The organism is Amycolatopsis echigonensis, from assembly GCF_002846615.1.
Classification (GTDB): domain Bacteria; phylum Actinomycetota; class Actinomycetes; order Mycobacteriales; family Pseudonocardiaceae; genus Amycolatopsis; species Amycolatopsis echigonensis.
This window is the reverse complement of sequence record NZ_PJMY01000003.1, coordinates 5,521,618-5,541,320: the sequence shown is the minus strand read 5'-3', so window position 1 is coordinate 5,541,320 and position 19,703 is coordinate 5,521,618. Positions and strand designations below refer to the sequence as shown.

At 67.8% G+C, this 19,703-nt stretch carries 19 protein-coding genes; 8 read left to right on the top strand and 11 right to left on the bottom strand.

Annotated elements, in window-relative coordinates; genetic code table 11:
* Positions 1 to 69: 69 nt before the first annotated feature.
* The 3 genes from ATK30_RS31360 to ATK30_RS31350 form a co-directional block, all read right to left on the bottom strand.
* The gene (locus tag ATK30_RS31360) at positions 70 to 1,275 is read right to left on the bottom strand and encodes a sensor histidine kinase (protein ID WP_101438541.1); all 1,206 of its coding nucleotides are present in this window, start codon (positions 1,273 to 1,275) and stop codon (positions 70 to 72) included.
* Positions 1,276 to 1,448: 173 nt separating this feature from the next.
* Positions 1,449 to 3,680, bottom strand: coding sequence for a hypothetical protein (locus tag ATK30_RS31355; RefSeq protein WP_101438540.1), 2,232 nt, complete (start codon positions 3,678 to 3,680; stop codon positions 1,449 to 1,451).
* Between the two features lie 162 nt (positions 3,681 to 3,842).
* Complete coding sequence (locus ATK30_RS31350) at positions 3,843 to 5,627, bottom strand: Ig-like domain-containing protein (RefSeq protein WP_134667147.1); 1,785 nt, start codon at positions 5,625 to 5,627, stop codon at positions 3,843 to 3,845.
* Between the two features lie 541 nt (positions 5,628 to 6,168).
* Between ATK30_RS31350 and murC the strand changes: the two genes are divergently transcribed.
* Positions 6,169 to 7,599 carry a UDP-N-acetylmuramate--L-alanine ligase gene (murC, locus tag ATK30_RS31345; protein WP_101438538.1) on the top strand — a complete coding sequence of 477 codons (1,431 nt, stop codon included), beginning with the start codon at positions 6,169 to 6,171 and terminating at the stop codon, positions 7,597 to 7,599.
* A gap of 31 nt (positions 7,600 to 7,630) precedes the next feature.
* On the opposite strand, the gene ATK30_RS46470 is transcribed toward murC, so the two are convergent.
* Positions 7,631 to 7,843 carry a hypothetical protein gene (locus ATK30_RS46470; RefSeq protein ID WP_240690813.1) on the bottom strand — a complete coding sequence of 71 codons (213 nt, stop codon included), beginning with the start codon at positions 7,841 to 7,843 and terminating at the stop codon, positions 7,631 to 7,633.
* On the opposite strand from ATK30_RS46470, the gene ATK30_RS31340 reads away from it, so the two are divergent.
* From ATK30_RS31340 to ATK30_RS31310, 7 genes are all read left to right on the top strand, one after another.
* Positions 7,836 to 8,264 (top strand): beta/alpha barrel domain-containing protein, encoded by a 429-nt coding sequence (locus ATK30_RS31340; protein WP_240690814.1) that lies wholly within the window; start codon positions 7,836 to 7,838, stop codon positions 8,262 to 8,264. The genes ATK30_RS46470 and ATK30_RS31340 overlap by 8 nt on opposite strands.
* Entirely contained in the window at positions 8,261 to 9,268 is a 1,008-nt protein-coding gene (locus ATK30_RS31335) for an NAD(P)-dependent oxidoreductase (protein WP_101438536.1), read from the top strand. The genes ATK30_RS31340 and ATK30_RS31335 overlap by 4 nt, the downstream gene beginning before the upstream one ends.
* Positions 9,261 to 10,295 carry a D-alanine--(R)-lactate ligase gene (gene vanA, locus ATK30_RS31330; protein ID WP_101438535.1) on the top strand — a complete coding sequence of 345 codons (1,035 nt, stop codon included), beginning with the start codon at positions 9,261 to 9,263 and terminating at the stop codon, positions 10,293 to 10,295. Before ATK30_RS31335 ends, vanA begins: the two co-directional genes overlap by 8 nt.
* Positions 10,292 to 10,900 carry a D-Ala-D-Ala dipeptidase VanX gene (vanX, locus tag ATK30_RS31325; RefSeq protein WP_101438534.1) on the top strand — a complete coding sequence of 203 codons (609 nt, stop codon included), beginning with the start codon at positions 10,292 to 10,294 and terminating at the stop codon, positions 10,898 to 10,900. Before vanA ends, vanX begins: the two co-directional genes overlap by 4 nt.
* Positions 10,890 to 11,987 carry a UDP-N-acetylglucosamine--N-acetylmuramyl-(pentapeptide) pyrophosphoryl-undecaprenol N-acetylglucosamine transferase gene (locus tag ATK30_RS31320; RefSeq protein WP_255443453.1) on the top strand — a complete coding sequence of 366 codons (1,098 nt, stop codon included), beginning with the start codon at positions 10,890 to 10,892 and terminating at the stop codon, positions 11,985 to 11,987. Before vanX ends, ATK30_RS31320 begins: the two co-directional genes overlap by 11 nt.
* Before the next feature lie 190 nt (positions 11,988 to 12,177).
* The gene (locus tag ATK30_RS31315) at positions 12,178 to 12,912 is read left to right on the top strand and encodes a response regulator transcription factor (protein WP_158242523.1); all 735 of its coding nucleotides are present in this window, start codon (positions 12,178 to 12,180) and stop codon (positions 12,910 to 12,912) included.
* A gap of 51 nt (positions 12,913 to 12,963) precedes the next feature.
* Positions 12,964 to 13,335 carry a helix-turn-helix domain-containing protein gene (locus ATK30_RS31310; RefSeq protein ID WP_101438531.1) on the top strand — a complete coding sequence of 124 codons (372 nt, stop codon included), beginning with the start codon at positions 12,964 to 12,966 and terminating at the stop codon, positions 13,333 to 13,335.
* Positions 13,336 to 13,552: 217 nt separating this feature from the next.
* On the opposite strand, the gene ATK30_RS45415 is transcribed toward ATK30_RS31310, so the two are convergent.
* The 7 genes from ATK30_RS45415 to ATK30_RS44805 form a co-directional block, all read right to left on the bottom strand.
* Positions 13,553 to 13,708: a hypothetical protein gene (locus tag ATK30_RS45415; RefSeq protein WP_167442035.1), complete on the bottom strand. Its 156-nt coding sequence runs from the start codon at positions 13,706 to 13,708 to the stop codon at positions 13,553 to 13,555.
* Positions 13,705 to 14,427 carry a class E sortase gene (locus ATK30_RS31305; protein WP_101438530.1) on the bottom strand — a complete coding sequence of 241 codons (723 nt, stop codon included), beginning with the start codon at positions 14,425 to 14,427 and terminating at the stop codon, positions 13,705 to 13,707. Before ATK30_RS31305 ends, ATK30_RS45415 begins: the two co-directional genes overlap by 4 nt.
* Entirely contained in the window at positions 14,424 to 15,572 is a 1,149-nt protein-coding gene (gene wecB / locus ATK30_RS31300) for a non-hydrolyzing UDP-N-acetylglucosamine 2-epimerase (protein ID WP_101438529.1), read from the bottom strand. The genes ATK30_RS31305 and wecB overlap by 4 nt, the downstream gene beginning before the upstream one ends.
* A 59-nt stretch (positions 15,573 to 15,631) precedes the next feature.
* Positions 15,632 to 15,799: an LPXTG cell wall anchor domain-containing protein gene (locus ATK30_RS31295; RefSeq protein ID WP_101438528.1), complete on the bottom strand. Its 168-nt coding sequence runs from the start codon at positions 15,797 to 15,799 to the stop codon at positions 15,632 to 15,634.
* A 58-nt stretch (positions 15,800 to 15,857) separates the two neighbouring features.
* Positions 15,858 to 17,219 carry a glycosyltransferase family 2 protein gene (locus tag ATK30_RS31290; RefSeq protein ID WP_101438527.1) on the bottom strand — a complete coding sequence of 454 codons (1,362 nt, stop codon included), beginning with the start codon at positions 17,217 to 17,219 and terminating at the stop codon, positions 15,858 to 15,860.
* Between the two features lie 332 nt (positions 17,220 to 17,551).
* Positions 17,552 to 18,754, bottom strand: a complete 1,203-nt coding sequence (locus tag ATK30_RS31285) for an iron-containing alcohol dehydrogenase (RefSeq protein ID WP_158242522.1) — start codon at positions 18,752 to 18,754, stop codon at positions 17,552 to 17,554.
* A 567-nt stretch (positions 18,755 to 19,321) separates the two neighbouring features.
* The gene (locus tag ATK30_RS44805) at positions 19,322 to 19,531 is read right to left on the bottom strand and encodes a hypothetical protein (RefSeq protein WP_134667151.1); all 210 of its coding nucleotides are present in this window, start codon (positions 19,529 to 19,531) and stop codon (positions 19,322 to 19,324) included.
* Positions 19,532 to 19,703: the final 172 nt, after the last annotated feature.

Below are 19,703 nucleotides of genomic sequence, written 5' to 3'. Positions count from 1 at the left end.
GTTTTTCGCCGCGCGATACCCCTGTGGGTGAGCACCGCGTGTGTTCGCTGTCAAACGCCCGGCTCGCGCTCATTCGTCAGCCGGCACGTCCTCCGGCACCGGGCTGTTCGACGGCAGCGTCACGCGAAGCAGGAAACGGTCGCCGACGCTTTCCGCACCGTAGGTTCCGCCGATCCGCTCGACCCGCTCGGCGATGCCGGCCAACCCGTGTCCCGGCACCACCGATTCCGTGGAGAGCAGGCCGTCGTTGCCGATCAGGAACTCGAACCGGTCTTCGATCCGGACCAGCTCCAGCGTGCAGTTCACCGGCTGGCTGTGGCGCAGGATGTTCGTCACGGCTTCCCGGACCACCCAGGCCAGGGTCTCGGCGGCGGCACCCTCGGGCTGTTCGCCGATCCTGATCTGGCAGACCGCTCCGCGCGACTCCAGCAAGTCGATCGCCGCGGCGAGTTCGGCGTCCAAATCGGCGACCAGGGTGCCGTGCGCGATGCTGCGCATCTCCTGCAGGGTTTGCCGGGCCAGGAGATGCGCGGCCCGGCTTTCCCGTTCGGACTGCCTGCGGTCCCCCTCCGCCAGCCGCTCCGCGAGTTCCGTGCGCAGCATGATCGACACGAGATTGTGGCCGAGGCGGTCGTGCAGTTCCCGGGAAATCCGGGTGCGCTCCTGGTGCACGGTCAGCCGCGCGATCTCGGCATTCGCCGCGGCCAGCTCGACCGTTCGGAGAGCAAGCCAGGACGTGGCCCGCACGGCGACCGCACCGACGATCCCGACGACAGCTCCCTGCGCGATCGAGGCGTCGTCCGGCATCGACGATTCAGGCATCGGCCACAACCAGAACGTTGCGAGCGCGATGAGACCGATGCCGCAACATACTGCCCAGACCCACTCGTTGCGGACCAGAATGAGCAAGAGCGCCCCGACCATGGAGATCGAGCCCGCTGGACTCAGCACATCGTGGAAGGCGGTCGCGACGACGATTGTGATCAGCGTGCTCGGCACGGTCAGCGGCCACGTTTCCCGGAACGGCACCCCTGCCGCGCGGAACACCAGCCCGTGCAGGCAGATCAGCGTCTGCAGCAAAGTCAGCACGGCATACCAGGCGGACAGCTGAAGGTCGGCGGTGTCCACAAGGATCTTCCCCGTGCCCGGCGTGACGACTCCACCGACGACGACGCCGACAATCCCGGCCGCGGCGAGCAGAAACGCCCGGCCGCCGATGCGAATGGTCCGCCAGTAACGAGCCTTGCCCAGCACCGGCCACAGGAAACGGCCCACCTCGTGCCCTGCCCCTCGCCAGACCTGCCCTTACCGGAGCGCGATGCTAACCGCGCCGCGGGCGTCCCACCGAATCGGATCATCCGTTCGGGTGGCAGGAACCGGCTGGAGACACGCCGCTCGGCAACGCTAACCAGCCGCGCATGAGCGAATAGCAGGACACCGCCGCCCCGCTACTTCGTCAGAAACGAGAAGTTCCAGAGGTTGTCCACGAACACCTGTGCGTCGGGCTTGTCGTTCTGTGCCTTGGTGCGCATGAAGACAGTGCCGAGCCGATCGGACAGCGGGGTTTTCTGCCACTGCGGGCCGATCCAGTAGTTCAGGTAATAGCCCGGCCCGGCCACCGCGCCGTTGGCCGACCAGAAGCCGTTGCGCGGGTCGCGCACGTAATCGAGGACGGAGGTCGAAGCCCCGCCGGTCCACGCCGACCCCGCGTCGTCCGAACCGGACAGCATGACCGCGAGCTGCAGGTTCCGGCTCCGCAGCCATTCCGGGCTGAGACTGCCGGCGGACGACTCCCGGCTCGCGAGACCACCGAGGTCGATCGTGGACCGGTCGGCCTCGTACGGCAGCACTCCGGAGTCGCCGATCGCGATCGCACCGTCGGGCAACTTGGTCTCGCGGATCGTCTCGCCGACTTCCTGATGCGCCATGATCCGGTACCGATACGCAAGCAGGTTCGTCGTCTCCGCAGAATTCCCGAAACCGAGCACCGCGGCCAGCCCGATCGCCCCTAACAGGGCAGCCCCGGCGATCTTCCGGACACCGCCGGCGTACAGGGCGATCGCCACGATGCCCGCTCCCACCCAGACATCCGTCGTCAGGTTTCCCGGATCCCAGACCACCCCGGTGCAGGCCGCGACGGCGACCGCGATCAGCGCCAGGAGTGCGGACCGGTCCAGCTCGCGCGGACCGGAGAGGCGAATCCGCCGGCTCAGCACGACCAGCACCACCGGGAACAGCAGCTGCCAGTAGAAGCGGTGCCCGGGGTCCATCACCAGCATCGACTGCCGGTAGAGACCGAGAACGACGGCGGCCGAGGTCACCGCGAGCAGTACCGGCACCGCGTCCCGAAGCAGATCCGGGCGCGCCAGAATCGACGTCTTGGTGCTCCTCCGGTAAAGCGCGACCCCCATTGCCAGACCCAGCACGATCGGCAGCAGGATCGGCCCCACCACGGGCATCGCGTCCAGGATCTTCGTCGGCAGCGGAATGTCGCCTGCGACCTTCTTGTAATAGGGATTCGGGAAGAACGACCCGAAATACCACCATCGGGCACACCAGTAAACCGCCCAGCCGGCCAGCACCGCGATCGCGCCGCGCAGGTTTCCCCGGCTCCGGTCGATCAGCAGCGACCAGCCGATCGCGACCGCGGCCAGCACGATTCCCTCCGGCCGGCTCAGCGCGACCGCGGCGGCGACCGCGAAACCGGTGCGGCCCAGCCCTCCCCGCCGGTAGACGATCGCGTACAGCCAGCCGATCAGCAGTGCGAAAGAGGCGGTCTCCAGGCCCATGAACAATTGGAGAAAGAAGATCGGGCTGGCCAAGGCGACCGCGAGCAGCACGAACTCCTGGACCCGCGGCAATCCGGCCCGGCGGACCACCACGACGTAGCCCACCGCGAGCGCGACCGACACGATCTTGAAGAACAGTTCGGCGGACATGCCCAGCAATGCCGGGATGATCGACAGGAACGCGTAGAGCGGATTGCTGTACCCCTCGACCGGCGGGCCGTCGGCGTTCCAGCCCCAGACCCCGTGCTCGACCAGGTTTTCCCCGTACCGCCAGGTGATGAACGAATCGTCGATCGTCACCCGGAAGAACAGGAACGCCAGGACCAGCGCCACCAGGCCGAGCATCGCATAGCCCAGCCGCCACAAGCCCATTCCCCGGGAGGTGCCGTCCTCCGCCGGGGCTTCCGGTGCGGGTTCTGCTTCGCCGTCCTGCTCAGCCGCGTCCTGCGGATGCTCCCGCCACGCGCGCAACGCCTCCGGGGCGCCGGCCCCCGTCACCGACTCCTGGTCGGCGGGTACGAACTCGGTGACTCCGTCCAGCCGGATGACGGCGATCTTCCGGTTCAGCGCGTCGCCGACCGCGAGCAACCTGGCGCCCGGCCCGCATTCGCGGAACGCCGTCCAAGCCGCGATCGGCTGGCCGAACACCTGCGGGGCTTCCCCGTCGTCGCCGTACACCGCGAAAGCGGCCGCCGGATTGTCCGGCGCGAGCGCGAGGAACTCGGTCAGCCGATCGGAATCGCCGACACTCGCCCAGCTGTCGGCCAACTCGGCCATCAGATCCCCGCTGACCACTGCCGTGGCGGCGGACGAGGACGGCGCGGGACCGGAGGACTCCGGCTGTTCGGGGGCGCCGGTCCGGCCGGACGCCGGATTGCCCGTTGCGGACATGTTTTTCTCCAGGGACTTTCCAAACGGAGGCCGGTCGGAAAGTCCGGCCGGAACGAAGCACAATTGAGCGATGTGGCCGCAACCACGGCAGACTCCCGACCACGGTTACGGCCACATCGGCGGAACTTCAGGCGACCGGGGAAATCTCCCCGGCGAGGCTCGTTACTGAGCCACGGTCACCTTCAGCGGAGCGGTGTATCCGTCCACCGTCGCAGTGCCATTGGTCTTCTCGCCCGGGGTCGCACCCTCAGCCGTGGTGGCGACCGCCGTGACCTTGAACTCGACCGTCTTGGAGTTCTCCAGGTCCTTGGCAGCCGGCAGCGGCACCGTCAGAGTTTTGCCGCCATCACCGACCTCCGCGATTTCTCCGAGCCATTCCCCTTTGCCCTTGAGCGGGTTGTGGGCAGCGTCAAAGGTCTGGTAAGACGCCTTTTTGATGAAGGCCACCCCGTCCGGAGCCGTCAACACCAGTTTCTTGCCCGCGATCTTGGTGAAGTCGCCGTCCCTCGGCACGAAGCTCACGTTCACCACGCCTTCCTTGCCCAGCTGCACCGTCGACGGGTCGCTCTGGAACAGTTCCGGCTTCTCGGCGACGACGTTCTTCGGGTCCGAGGCCTTGCCCTCGCCGCTGCCGTCCTTCGGCTTCGCGACGACCTTGATCTGCGTGGCGCCGCCGAGGTCCGAAGGCAGCTTGATCTTGACCTGACCGTTGGCGATCGTCACCGGACCGGCGAGCACCTTGCCGTTCTGGTCGACCGCGCTCACCTGATTGCCGTCGGTCCCGGTCACCGTCAGTTCGTCGCCCGCCTTCACGTCGCCGGTCGGCGAGGTGATCACGGGCTTGTCGACTACCGGCTTCGGCTCGTCAGCCGACTTGATGTTGACGAACAGCGACCGCGACTTGGCGGGCTTGCCGCCGTTGTCGGATTCGGAGGTGGCCACGATCTGGTGCCCCGAGCCCGCCTTCAGGTCATCCGGCAACTTGATCTTGAAGTAGCCGTTGGCATCGGCCTTCACGTTGGGATTCTCCCGCGGCGCGCCGTCCACTTCCAACCGGATCGTGGTACCCGGGTCGGCCTTCCCGGTCAGCTCGCCGCCCTCGTTGACTTCCACGCTCGCAGCCGAGGTCGACCACTGCGGGGCGTTCGGCGAGTCCGGCTGCTTGACCGGCAAGACCGCGACACCTGTCTGGGTCGTGTTGAAGATGAACATGTTGCTCAGCGCGACATTGCCGCCGACGTTGATGTCCGTCGCCTGCTTCTTCTTGACGGTGAACTCGCAAGTGGCGCGAACCCTCGACTGGAAGAATTTCGAAATGGCGTTGTCGTTGCCGCCGGTCGGCAGCGCCGCCGCCTTGGACAGCAGGTTCCGGATCTGGGCGACCAGCCCGCCGAGGTCGACCGGCTCGTAGTTGGTGCCCCCCTCCGCCTTGCCCATGGCCGTCTTGCCGTCGCGGTCGCCGTATTCTTCGCACTTCACGCCGTCCAGAGTCAGGCTGGGCGTCTGAGAAGCGAAGATCTTCACCACGTCCTGAAGGCCGTCGACATTCCCGTTGGCCTTGTCGGTCTGGAACTGGCTCCAGATGTTCCACAGATCCCACTCGACCGCGACGGTAGCTTTTTCGCCCGGCACCGCGTAACCGCCCGGGGCGTTCGTGGTGATGTGCATCCGGGCCGGCACGTTGTTGAAAGGAGTCAGTTCCGCCCAGCCGTCCGGGCCGCGGCCTGCCGCCGAGGCGACATTCGGCACGATCGCCCCGCCGATCGTCGCGGCGCTCAGCGCAGTGAGGACGGCCGCGCGAGCGACAGTTTTCATTCCCCTGCGCTTCCGTTCTTTATTCGTCATAGGTATATCCCACCCGTAATCTCGGAACCCCCACTCCGCGGGGGATTGCAATAAGCCTGACCAGGCCCGCCGTTCCCGACAAGCAAAACCGGAAATCGCCACTCACTTGGGGTGTACCAGAATCACCGTGCCGGCTGTGAAGCTTTCACGTCGCCCCTGGTCCGGATCCGGTTTTCGGCGAAACCGCGAAGCGCGTTTCCGGTCGCCTCGCCGTGACCCGCCGGAGCCAGTCAGGCTGCCAGCGGCCAGGAATCCGTCCGACTCTCCCCGGCCGCCAACCCGCTCTGCCACGACTATATCCGCACAGATCTGCCGGCCGCTGGCCGCATCGCGGGCTCGTCGGCGCCCGCCGCCGCGGGGTCCGCCTGGCAAGCGCCAATACCCTTGAGACGGCCGAACCCGGCTCCGCGGACCAGCGAACGCCCCGACCGGGCCGTCCACCGCCGCGCAGAAGGAGAAGAGGCCGGGATTCACTCCGCTTCGGACTCCTGAGAGATCGCCCGCCGGCCGTTAGTACAACTATTCACCGGCATTCCGTGAAATTTTTCATCTTCCCCTGAAATTGACAGCGCACATACGCGTGTTACCCAACGGTGACAGAATCCGAACGCGCTCGTCGAAGTGGAAACGGAGCATTATCGGCATGAGCTTTTCGTCGCAGACGGCCGGTATCCGGGACAACGGTCTCGGCCTCGTCGCGCAACTGGGCCGGGTCCACCTCGTCGGGTGCGGCGGCGTCGGCATGGCCAGCCTCGCCGAGGCATTGAGCTTGCGCGGCTTGCGGGTGAGCGGCAGCGAGATCGAAGACCGGCCTGAGCTCGCGCGGCTGCGTGCGGCCGGATGCACGATCTACACCAGCCACCGCGAGAGCAATCTCCACAGCGTCGACACCGTCGTCTATTCCACCGCGGTTCCGCCGGACAACGTCGAGTTGCGCGCGGCCGCGAAGCGGGGCATCCGGGTGCTGCATCGTTCGGTCGCGCTCGCGACGCTGTTGCAGGCACGGTTTTCGGTGGCCGTCGCGGGCACGCACGGCAAGACCTCGACCGCCGCGATGCTGGTCAGCGCGCTGTCCGCGGCGGGAGCCGTTCCGGAGTACGTGATCGGCGGCCGGCTCGCCAACCAGTCGGGCGCGGGCGCCGGCGAAACGTCCACCATCGTCGTCGAGGCGGACGAGAGCGACGGGTCTTTCCTGACCTATCAGCCCGACGCCGTCGTCATCACCAACATCGACACCGACCACCTCGACCTCTACCACGATATCGACGCACTGACCCGCGCGTTCTCCAGATTCGCCGAGCAAGTCGGCGAAAGCGGTTTCGTCGTCATGCCGGAAGACGACCGCTATTGCCGTCGGGTGGCCCGAGACCTTCGGGCGAAAGGCATCCGGGTTCGCACGTTCGGCGACGGGCCTGCCGCCGATCTGCCGGTGCGCGTCGACGCCGAACTTCCCGGCTCCGTGCGCTTCACCGCGCGATTGTCCGATCAGGACGAAGAAGTGCTCACGGTGCCGGTCCCGGGACGGCACATGGCGTTCAACGCCGCCGCCGCGTTGCTGACCGCCCTCGAATTGGGGGCCTCCCCCGTGGGCGCCGGGCTCGGGATCGCGCAGTACCCGGGAGTCGCCAGGCGGTTCGAGTTCAAGGGCGCGCCGCGCGGCATCCGGGTCTACGACGACTATGCGTGCCACCACACTTCCATCCGGGCTTCGCTGACCGCGCTGCGGCACACCGCGGAGGGCGGCCGGCTCATCGCGGTGGTCGAGCCGTGCCGGCAGTACCGCATGGATCAATTCCAGACCGAGATCGCCGACGCGCTCTCCGTCGCCGATCGCGTCGTCGTGCTTCCGGTCTTCGACTCCGACGACTCCTTCGACCACGCCGCGCCTTCGGAGGCCTTGACGTCGTTGGTGAACCTGCCAGACCACGACAAATTCCTGGCGCGCACTCCGGACGCCGCGGCTCGCGCGGTCGATGCCTTCGCGCGACCCGGCGACTTGGTGGTCACGCTGGGAGCCCCGGGCGTGGCGCGCGTCGCCGAACAGATCGTCCAGACCCTCGAACACACCCGCTGACCGAGAAAGGCCGGAAGATGAAATTTGCCAGCTACATCCGCGAATCGGCCATCGCGAGGACGGACGCCCGCCGTCGCGTTTGCAGCGCCTCGAGCATCCGCACGCTGGCGCGAGAAAGCCAGCCCACCCGGAACTTCCGGCGCGTCTGCCAGTCCTGCCGGCTCTCGGCGGTCTGCGAAGTCAGGTCCGCCGGCCAGGCACGGACCGCGGTGGCGCGCGGCTGTCCCGCGCTCAGCGTGCGCACCTGGCAGGATCATGACCTCGACCTGTTCGCGGAGCTGGCGGACGTCTGCCTGGCGACGAGCGTTCCGACGCTTCAGCGCGATCTGATCGCGTCCGAGTACCAGGTATGGGAAGCCCGTGCTTTCGGCGCGGACGCCGTCACCTTGCTTCCAGCGCTGGCCGGGCCCGCCGAGCTGGCGCGGCTCGCGGCACTCGCCGACGAACTGGGAATGACCGCGGTTTTCGAGGTCTACGACAAAGAAGACGCGGAAGTCGCTTTCGATCTCGGCGCACAGGTGACCGTGGCGGCGGGTTCCGACCTCGCCACGTTGCGAAGCATCCGGGACAGCCTTCCGCCGACTCTGCTCGTGCTCGCCGAAGCGGGCGGCAACATGGCGCTGATCGGCGGGGAACTCCTGCAGGTGACCGGCGAGGCGGCATGACCTCCCTCGAACCCGCTCGCTCCGCGGCGCAGGCGCCCCCGGCGACCGGAATCACCGTCTATGACTGCGAACCTGCCGAGGCCGAGCTGGTCCGGCGGCTGGCCCGTCGTCTCGGCGTGGAGCCGGTCGTGACGACAGCCGCCGTGTCCGAAGCGAGCGCCGAGCTGGCTGCCGGAACCCGGTGCGTCAGCGTCGGCCACAAGACCCCGATCGACAATGCCGCGCTGCTCGCACTCAGCCGGGTCGGCGTCCGGTACCTCTCCACGCGAAGCATCGGCTGCAACCATCTCGACCCGGCGTACGCGAAAAGCGTCGGCATCACCGTGGAGAACGTGGCCTACTCGCCCGACAGCGTGGCCGACTACACCGTGTTGCTGATGCTGATGGCGGTGCGCGGCATGAAATCCGTCGTCCGCCGGACGGACGCGCACGACTACCGGCTGAACGAAGCACCGGGCAAAGAACTGCGCGACCTGACCGTAGGCGTGATCGGCACCGGGCGCATCGGCGCGGCGGTCATCGAGCGTCTGCGCGGCTTCTGCTGCCGGATTCTGGCCCACGACGTCCGCGCCGCCGCATGCGCTGATTACGTTCCGCTCGACGTGCTGGTGCGCGAGTCCGACATCGTCACTCTGCACACTCCGTTGACCGCGGACACGCGCTGGATCCTGCACCACGGCCAGATCGAGCAGATGAAACCCGGCGCGTTCGTGATCAACACCGGACGCGGGCCGCTGCTGGACACCGATGCCCTGCTTTTCGCGCTGGAGAGCGGGCGGCTGGGCGGCGCGGCGCTGGACGTCCTCGAAGGCGAGGAAGGCACGTTCTACGCCGACTGCCGCGACAAGCTGATCGAAAGCACCGCGCTGACGCGGTTGCAGCGGCTGCCGAACGTACTGATCAGTCCGCACACCGCCTACTACACCGACCACGCGCTGAGCGACGCGGTGGAAGACAGCCTCCGCAACTGCCGGAACTTCGAAAACGGGACGCACCATGAATAGAATCCGGCTCGGCATCGTCTTCGGCGGGATGTCCGAAGAGCACCCGGTCTCGGTCAAGTCCGCGCAGGAGATCGCGAAACACCTTGACCCCGCGAAGTACGAACCGCACTGGGTCGGGATCACCAAAAGCGGCGCGTGGAAGCTGTGCGACGGCCCCGGCGACGGCTGGGAAGACCGTCCCTGCCCGTCCGCGATGCTCTCGCCGGACCGCGGCGTGGGCGGACTGCTCTTGCTGGACCAGGGACGGTACGAGGTGGTCGGCCTTGACGTGGTGCTGCCCGTGCTGCACGGCAGGTTCGGCGAGGACGGCGCGACGCAGGGCCTGCTGGAACTCTCCGGCATCCCCTACGCGGGCTGCGACGTGCCCAGTTCCGCGCTGTGCATGGACAAATCCCTCGCCTACCTCGCCGTCTCCGCCGCGGGCATCGCCACGCCGAACTTCTGGACCGTGGGGACCGGCGTCGATCCGGGACGGTTCAGCTATCCGGTCTTCGTGAAGCCCGCCCGGTCGGGTTCGTCGTTCGGGGTCAGCAAGGTCTCCCGCGCCGAGGACCTGTCGGACGCGGTGGCCGCCGCGGCGGAGTTCGACGAGAAGGTGCTGATCGAGGAACCGGTCGAGGGCAGTGAGATCGGCTGCGCGGTGCTGGGCAACGGATCGGAGCTGATCGTCGGCGAACCGGACCAGATCCGCCTGTCGCACGGTTTCTTCAAAATCCACCAGGAGGACAGCCCGGAAAGCGGCTCCGAAAACTCGACCGTCATCGTCCCGGCCGACATCCCGGCCGTACTGCGCGCACACGTCCGGCAGACCGCGCGGGAAATCTATCGCGCGCTGGGCTGCAAAGGCCTCGCCCGGGTCGACATGTTCCTCAAGGACGATGGAACAGTGGCGCTGAACGAGGTGAACACCTTCCCCGGCATGACCTCCTACAGCCGTTATCCCCGGATGATGGCGGCTTCCGGACTGCCGTTCCCGGCCATGCTGGACCGGATCGTCGCGCTCGCGTTGTCCGGGGAGGCGCGGTGAAAGACGGTTTCGGCTACGTGGACGAGGCCGTGCCCGGGATCCGCTGGGACGCCAAGTACGCCACCTGGGACAATTTCACCGGAAGGCCGGTCGACGGGTACCCGGCGAATCGGATCGTCGGGACACAGGAGTTGTGCACGGCGCTGCGAAACGCACAGGACCGGGCCGCGTCGCTCGGGTACGGCCTGCTGCTGTGGGACGGATACCGGCCCCAGCGCGCGGTGGAATGCTTCGCCCGATGGACCGGACAGCCCGAGGACGGGCGGAAAAAAGCACAGCACTACCCCAATATCGAGCGGGCGGAAATGTTCGAGCGCGGATACGTGGCCCGCAAGTCCGGGCACAGCAGGGGAAGCACTGTCGATCTGACTCTGTATTGCCTCAGTACCGGCGAACTGGCCGCCATGGGCGGGCACCACGACCTGATGGACGCCGTCTCGCACCACAGCGCACCGGGAATCACCTCAGCCGAGGCGGACAACCGGTGGCTGCTCCGGTCGGTCATGGAATCCTGCGGGTTCGCCGCATACGATGCCGAGTGGTGGCACTACACACTGAAGGACGAACCGTATCCGGACACCTACTTTGATTTCGTTGTCGCCTAGAATCGTCGTCGCGGGCGGCCATTCGGCCGGGCACATCGAACCCGCGATGAACCTGGCGGACGCGGTGCGCCGCCTGAATCCCAGCGCCAAGATCACCGCCCTCGGCACCGTACGGGGCTTGGACACGACCCTGATCCCGGCCCGCGGCTACCCGCTCGAACTCATCCCGCCGGTGCCGTTGCCGCGCGCGGTGAACCGGGCACTGGTGCGCATGCCCGGGCTGCTGCGCGACGCGGTCCGCACCGCGGGAGAAGTCCTGGACCGCACCAGGGCCGAGGTCGTGGTGAGCTTCGGGGGTTACGTGGCCGCGCCGGCCGTCCTCGCCGCCCGGCGAAGACGAATACCGATCGTCGTCCACGAAGCGAACGTCCGGCCCGGCGTCGCCAATCGGCTCGCCGCCCGGATGACGACCCGCGTCTTCACCGCGTCGGCCGAAGTCCGGCTCGCCAACGCCACCGCGATCGGAATCCCGCTGCGCCGCTCGATCACCGGGCTCGACCGCGCCGCATCGCGAGCCAAGGCCCGCTGGCAATTCGGCTTGCGCGCCAAGGGACCGGTGCTGCTGGTCACCGGCGGCTCGCAAGGAGCGCGCACGATCAACGCGGCGATCTCCGGCTCCGCCGCGATACTGCGGGCCGCCAACGTGCAGGTGTTGCACATCAGCGGACCGGGCCACAAGGTCACGGCGCCCGAAAGCGACCCGCCGTACGTGGTCCTCCCCTACGTCGACGAAATGCGCTACGCCTACGCGGCAGCCGACTTCGCCGTCTGCCGTTCGGGCGCGATGACGTGCGCCGAATTGGCCGCTGTCGGACTGCCCGCCGTTTACGTCCCGCTGCCTGAACGCGGCGGCGAGCAACGGCTCAACGCCGAACCAGCGGTAGCGGCGGGCGCGGCTCTGCTGGTCGACGACGCCGAGTTTTCCCCGGCGTGGATCGAAAAGTCACTGCTGCCGGTGCTCACCGACCCGGGTCAGATCGCGGCGATGTCCAGCCGCGCGTCGGCGTCCGGAGCATCGGACGCCGACGTGGTCCTGGCACGGCACGTGCTCGACGCGATCGCCGAGAGGCGCCGATTCAGCGGTTAAGGAAATATTCATGCGCTAATCAGGAATTTCCGCACATCTCATGCGCCGGGTGTCGCTTCGCCTACCAATCGCCGCGCATTTTCGGCTAAAGTCGTCTCGCACTCGCCCGAATTCCCAGGAAAACCACGGATCTGCCCGCTGCCGCGATTCTCGCCTGGCGCGAATCGCGGCACGTTGGAAGGACAACCTGATGGCTTCGGTCCCCCTGCTCGCGCAGAAGACGCAGAACGGCCGGACGCGCCGATCAGAGGAGACAGCGTTCACCCTGTGCTCGGCCGACCAAGACGTCCTTTTCCAGCTCGGAGTCAAGGCGGTGGTCGACCGGTCGCGCCGACTCAGCTGGATCGGCGCGATCAACGACGGGAACCGCGCGCTGACGCTCAGCAGCCGGATGCGGCCCGACATCCTGCTTCTGGACGCCCGGCTCGACGTCGGCGGCAACCTCATCCGGACCGTGACCTCGAGCCCCGCTGTGGAGACCGTAATCGTCCTGGTCAGTGCCGCGGAACTCACTCCAGAGCGGGTCGGCAAATTCGCCGAATACGGTGCCGTCTGCCTGCTCGACCGGGCAGTCGGCCCGGTCAAGCTCGCCGAACGGATCGTGCAGTACCACCTCTGGGGAAGCTCCGCCGAATTCCGTCCGGGAACGCCGGAGCCGCGCGTCCCGAGGGCCCGCCGCCGCAACAGCGACGAACTCACCCTGCGCGAAATGCAGATTCTCGGCTTCATCAGCATCGGGCTGACGAACGCCGAGATCGCGGATGCGCAGTCGGTATCCGCGGAGACCGTGCGCAGCCACGTCAAGAACGTGTACCGGAAGCTGGGTGCCCGCAACCGCGCGCACGCGGTCGCGATCGGCCACCTGGAGAACTTGATCGGCCCCCAGGCGGCACAACCGGCGCCCGCGCAATCCGCCGCCCGGTGACCGACACCGGCCAAACCGCACAATCCATCGGTTGAAGAGGAGAACTGAACCATGGCGGAGCAGACCGAACGGCAAGGCCCGGTTTTTGTCGGCGCGGACCCGGAGGCGCTTACCCGTGCCCGTGACTATCTGGAAGCCAAGGGCATCGCACTGACCTCGATCAGCAGGCCGGTGAGCCCGCTGCAGGTTTTCGTCCGTACCACGGCGATCGACGAAGCGCGGGCGCGGACGGGCGTCATCTCCGACTCCTCTCTGCTTCAGCTGCGCATGATCGCCGGAGGGATGACCAACGCCGAAATCGGCAACCGGCTCGGCAGGTCCGAGAACACCGTCAAGGCAAGCTTGAAAGCGCTGTTCAGAGCGATCGGAGCGCGCGATCGCGCCCATGCGGTGCTGATCGGATGCCGAGCGGGACTGATCTGAAGCCGAACCAGCGCTCCTTCGGCGACGAGGCAACGGTGCCAGAAATAGCCGACGGCACGGGATTCCCGGCAAGCGTCCGCCAAATCCAGGTGGCGTGCGCGCGTGTGACGTCCTGTCCAAGCGCTGAGATCAGGTACGCGTCGGGCACCGAAGGCACCGCCGAAACCGACAGGCGTCGCGTCTCCACGGGTCGTGCGCGGGCGTCACCGGTGCGCGATCAGTCCAAGACCGGGCTCGTCGTCATGAACCAGTCGTCCAGCAAGGGATACAGGCCGAACCACAGTCCGGCGCAGGCCGCGGCGAACAGCACCGCGAGCAGCACTGCCCGCACCCAGGCCGGGCCGGGCAGGATCCGCCAGAGGCTCGCGATCATCGTGCTCCCTCCGAATCCGCTTTCGCCGCGCTGCCGACCAGGTGCGCGTCGATGATCAGCCGTTCGTAGTTGTCCCACTTGGGATTGCAGGTCGTCAGGGTCAGCCGGGCTTCCGTCGGGGTCTGTCCCGGCTTCCCGGGAACGGGCAGGAGCACTCCGACGTCGTCCGGGCGGACGATCCGGTTCGCGTCGACCTCGTAGACGTAGCGGCGGGTCCGGTCCTCCACCGTGATCTGGTCCCCTGGCTTGATCGTGTCAAGATCCCAGAACATGCCGCGCACCCGATGTCCGGCCACCGCGAAGTTCCCGATCTGGCCGGGCGGCGCCGTCCCGGCGTAGTGCCCCGGCGCGTGCCGGAGGTCCTTCGACCTGGTTCCCTCGACGACCGTCCACTCCAGACCCAGTCGCGGTATCGCGAGGACCGAGGCCGGGGTGCCGTCGGCCGGGGGCTCGGCGACCGCCCGCGGTGCGCCGCGGACAGTGGGATCGCTGTCCCACAAGGCCTTGCGCTCCTGGTCGAGCTGGCCCTGCGCGGCGTTCAGTTCGCCCACAGTGCCCCACATCTCATACCCGAGGAAGCCGAGCATCACCAGCCCGAGAATGAGGACCGTCTCCCCGGCGATCCCGAAAATCCGCCACCGCAGGCTGGCGCGCGGCTTCCGGGGGCGGGTGCCCGCCGGCCGTTGTTCCGCCTCCTCCGCGAGGCGCTGCGCCGTCATGCCGCGCCGGGGCCGGCGGCCAGCACCCGGGCGGGATCGGCGATCCGGCCGCGGATCGCGTCCATGGTCAGCCAGGCGGCATCGCCGGAGCCGAACGGATTCCCCGTTCCGGGGCCGGTTTCCCGCCCGCTCAGCACCGCGCGTGCGGCGGTCACGACCTCGGAGAAGTCGGTGCCGACCAGCCGCGCCCAGCCCGCGTCGACCGCCTCCCGGCGCTCCGTCGTGTCGCGTGCCACCAGCACCGGAACCCCGAAGGTCGGCGCCTCTTCCTGGATGCCGCCGGAGTCGGTGATCACCAGTGAGGACCTCGACAGCGCCCAGATCAGGTCCGGGTAGTCCAGCGGCTCGGTCACCGTCACCGCGTTGCATGTCCCCAGGATCCGATGCACGATCTGGCGCACCTTCGGATTCGGATGCGAAGGAAGCAGAAACCGCGCGCCGGGGAACTCGCGGGCGATCTGCATCACCGCGCCCAGGACTTCGCCGATGCCGCTTCGCCACGACTCCCGCCGGTGCATCGTCACCAGGATCCGCGGCCTTGGCCCGGCGAAGGCCGCGGCGACCGCGACGTTCTTGGGCGGCAGGCCCTGTCCGGCGATGTGCAGCGCCGCGTCGACGACCGTGTTCCCGGTCACGACAATCTTCTCGTCCGGCACTCCCTCCGCCCGCAACGCCGCGGCGGCCGCCGGCGTGGGCGCGAGGTGCAGGGCGGCGATGCGGGAGACCAGCTGGCGATTGGCTTCCTCGGGAAACGGCGATTCGAGATCTCCGGTGCGCAAGCCCGCCTCGACATGCACGACCGGAATGTGCCGCCAGAACGCGGCCAGCGTGCAAGCCAGGGAGGTGGCCGTGTCGCCCTGGACGACGACCGCGGCCGGGCGGCGTTCTGCCAGCACCCGGTCCGCTTCAGGCACGAGTCGCGCGAACAACTCGCTCAGCGTGCCGGTCGCCCGCGACAGGACGATCCGGTCGTCGGGCACCACCCCGAACGGGGCCAGGCCCTGGTCGACCATGTCCGGGTGCTGCCCGGTGGCGACAATCCGGGCCCGAAACCCGAATTCCCCAGCAGCGAGCGCGACGGGCGCCAGCTTGATTGCTTCCGGCCGTGTGCCGGCAAAAAGAATTAGTTCTGGATTCGTGGTCATTTCTTCCCCTCCGCGAGTGGCGGACGCCCGTATTGACGACAGGCGCCCGCCATCTTCGATCATTTGTCGGATTCCTCCGCCATCCTGCGTCGCCGCCGGGCGAACAGGACGAACATCGTCCCCAAGGCCACGAGGGCGACAGCGAGTGCGATCCACCAGCTCAGGCTGGCTCCGGTGACCGCGAGGCCGCCCGCCGTGCCCGTGCCGACGCGTCCGTGCTTGTACATCCAGATCCTTTCGGTGCGATTGTGTGACTAGTGGCTGTCGACGGGCATCCCCGGTTGCTCATGCTTCGACGGCAACCTCCTCCTGATTGAACGATTCGGCGTTCCGCCGCGTTTTGGCCCAGCCGTGCCGGCCTCGCATCATCCGATACACCGCACGCAGCGAAGTCACGTAGAACAACCCGACGTACAACGTGAAGGCCAGTCCGTAGCCGATGCCGGCGAGCAGATTCGGTCTTCCGATGCAGCGGAATTGGTAAATGATTCCCCACACCACGAACGGCCCGGTGGATATCGCGACGAAAAGAAGGAGGAGAAATACGGTTCGCATCGACGCCGCTCCCGCCAGCATCGCCGGGTCGCGGATCACCGCGCCCAGCAGCAGCGCGACCGGAACCGGGTAGACGACGGCACCGATCAGCTGGAGCCACGGCTGGATCAGGTAGTAGCTCGCCTCGATCACGCCGAGTTCGCTGAAATGCGAAGACCGCCAGATCGACGGCAGGTACCGGGCGCACTGCATCGTGCCCTGACCCCATCGGGTGCGCTGCGTGACGAATCGCCGGAGGCTGTACAGCCCTTCCTGGGACACATAGGAATCCGACGTCGCCGCGGTCCGCCAGCCGGCCATCAGCAAGTGCAGTCCGAGTTCGTAATCCTCGAGCAGCAGCCCGCGCCACGGCTGCCCGGTTCCCCGGTCGATGGTGCGCAGCGCCGACATCCTGGTGAACTGCCCGTTGCCGCCCATCGCCACCGTGCCCGCGTACGCACGCGAATGCTGCACGGCCGAAATCGCCGTGCGGAACTCCATGTCCTGCAGCTGCACCAGCTTCAGCGCCGCCCAGCGTTGCCAACGACCGCCGGCCGACGGCGGGGTGTGCCGGTTCAACATGCGCACTTCCAGCTGGACCGCTCCCACCGACGAGTCGCCGAACAGGTGGCCCGCCGCGCACACGTCCAGGCAGTCCGGAGCGAGCACGCCGTCGGCATCGACCACCCCGACGATGACCTTCTCCCAGTGCTCGTGCCTGCCCAGCCAGGTCGCGAGCTGCTGGTAGGCGGAGTTGAGCGCGTCGCCCTTCCCGGTGCGCGCGTGCGGCGGACGCCGGCTGACCAGGTGGACGAACGGATCCGGGCTTTCCCCGGAGGCGAGCGACCGGACGATCTGCGCGGTGGCGTCGCGCGAGTCGTCGTCGATGACCCACACGTGCGGGTCGGGGAATGTCCTGCGCAGCCGCCGGACGGTATCCCCGATCACCGCTTCCTCGTCCCGGCACGGAACGAAGAAGTGCCAGGAGAAGTCGGCTTGGGACCCCGCTGGTGCCCGCTTCCGGCCGAGGAACGGCACGACGATGGCGCACACATAAGCGATGAAGACGCCGCTGCTCACGAAGGTGAACACGCCGATAATTGTCGCTAGCATGTCCGGGCGAGCCTCTCCGTGACGCACCACGCGGAGCGGGGCCGGCGTTCAGCGAGCCCGGGCCCCGGGGTCACGGCGAGCACACCACCGACGATGATCCGACTGGTTTCCGGCATGACGTTCCCCGCAGCCCCTCGTGATTGCCTTGCACAACTCCGCAGAACGCAATCAATCCATTCACGCTCGGCGATTCCGAGAATTTTCTACCCAGAGTATGGACATTGCCGTCAACGCAGATCAAGAAGATCGGCGTTTTACCCCCCGCTGGGCTATAGCAGTTTTAATAGGGGACGCGTGAAACATTCACGCTGTCCGAGGTCGCGAGGCGCGGTTCAACTGCACACCTCGGCCTGAACCGCGTCCCCGATCCATCCGGCCAGTTCCGACGCCGACCGGCCGGCGAGCGCGGGGACGCCGGCCTCCCAGAAGCGAAGCGTGCGCACGCTCGCCGCGGACGCGACCGTGGCATCGCACGCCAAACCGGACCCCAGTTTCCACGACCGGAACATCGCGGCGAAGCCCGGCCCCGGCTCCGCGGGCCACTCCGGCGAGCCCGCGGCGCGAATCCAGCTCCACACGCGACGCAGCCTGGCCCTGCTTCCCAGCAATGCGTCGCCGCCGTCGACGGCTTGCCACATGGCCGGCAACAACGCCGCCAGCACACTGTTGAGCGGCTCCCCCATTTCGAACGCCAATTCGGCCGAGACCGCCCGCGAAGCCGTGACGATCGGTTGATGACCGGCCAGCGGAAGACCGAACTGGGCCATGTCCGCGCAGCTGGCGAGCAGTCGATCGTGCGCGTCCAGCCCGTCTTTCCCCGCTCGCATGCCTAGGGACACGAGCAAGCTCACGGCGGTCCTGGTTTCCGCCTCGGTCAACGGGTTGGCGTCCTCGTCCGCGACGTACCAGTCGGCCGCCCGCATGACCGACGCGGAGATCCCCTCGACAATGGCCTGCGGCGGCAGCGACGTGGTGAACGCGCTGTCGACGATGGCGATGTCCGGCGTCAGTCCCGCCCCTTCCACCAACCTGGGATGCCCCCGGAGCACTACCGACGCGAATGGCCGCACCGCCGCGGCCGCGCCGATCGTCGTCGGGACGAAAGTCCGATGCAGCTGCGCCGGCGATTCGGGCGGCAACCGGACGACCCCCCGGCGGGTGCCACGGGCGCGCACGGTCGGCAGAGTCCGCCGGTCGGCGAGATGGCGGCAGGCGAGTTTCGTCAAATCCAGCACCGAGGAGCCGCCGACCGCCACCACTCCCTCTGCCCCCGCCCTCTCCAGCGAGCCGGCCAGCTCTTCGACCTTGCCGAACGTGCAGGGCGACTGCACGAACAGCACCTGGTCGGCCTCGACGCCCAGGCGAACTCGCAGCGTCTCCACCAGAAGGAAGTTCGCCGCGGCGAACCCGGCGCTCACCACCAGCATGAGACGCGATCCCAGCGCCGCCCCGGACGGCACGGCACGCCACACGTCATCGCCCGCGTACACCCGGGTCCCGCATTCCCACCGCACCACATCGTTGGCCCGTCCCATAACCCCTTCGCCTAACTCCCGTCGCGGGTGGTGGCGCATTCCGCGTCCCGATCGCGTGCCGCATCGGGGCCGGACGGATTGCCGACCCGGCCACTGCCATCGAATTATGCCCAGATGAGCGCGACGGACCTACACACAATGGGGCACGGTTTGCGACCGAATGGCAAACCGTCGCCGCAGCAGGTCAGGCCTGAACCGATTAATGCCGTGATATTTTCACGCCATAGTAGTCAGGAATAAATGAATGGCATTGCGCCGCGGCCTGGGCAAGACCTTCGGAGCGGATCGGCGAACGCGGTCCGCGCCCGCGCTCGCTCGGGGCCGGACGGCGACGCCGTGGCCGGCTTCCCTGCGGCGGCCGTCCAACCGGCTCGCGCGCTACGGATAAGGGGTGGCCATCCAGCCGCGTCCTCAGCGCCGCCCACCGGTGCTACTGCCAGCAACACCAGCGCCTGAACTCGCTCTGAAGTGTCGAACACGAATCACCCGAACAGGTAGGTTTAGCGCGCCGGTATGAGCTGATCCCGCATCTAGTATGAAATTATCCGCATTCAGCAGGCTGCGGAATCACAGCTCGGCGGGCACGCTGCCGGGGCAGGAGGAATGCGTGACCGTGGCGACCTCGTGGTGGACCCGGCGACGTCCACCGGTCGCCGAACGGCCGGTCGGCCGAGCGAATTCGTCCCGCGGCACGGCGATTCCGCCGGGCTTGCCGGGCACTGCCCGCTCAACCGCGCGGAAATCCGGGCCGTCGCGCAGAACGCGAGGATGCCGCACCCATGCATAGCAGGCTGCTCAACCCCGTAACCGGCCTCGCCAAGACCGTATGGGTGAACGGGCCCGGTGTCCGGCTGGCGACATTGGGCATTTGCGCGTTCTTCCTGTGGTCCGCAGTGCTGGGCGAGTACGAAACCGCGAAGCCCGCGCACGGAGAGTTCGGGGCCGCCCT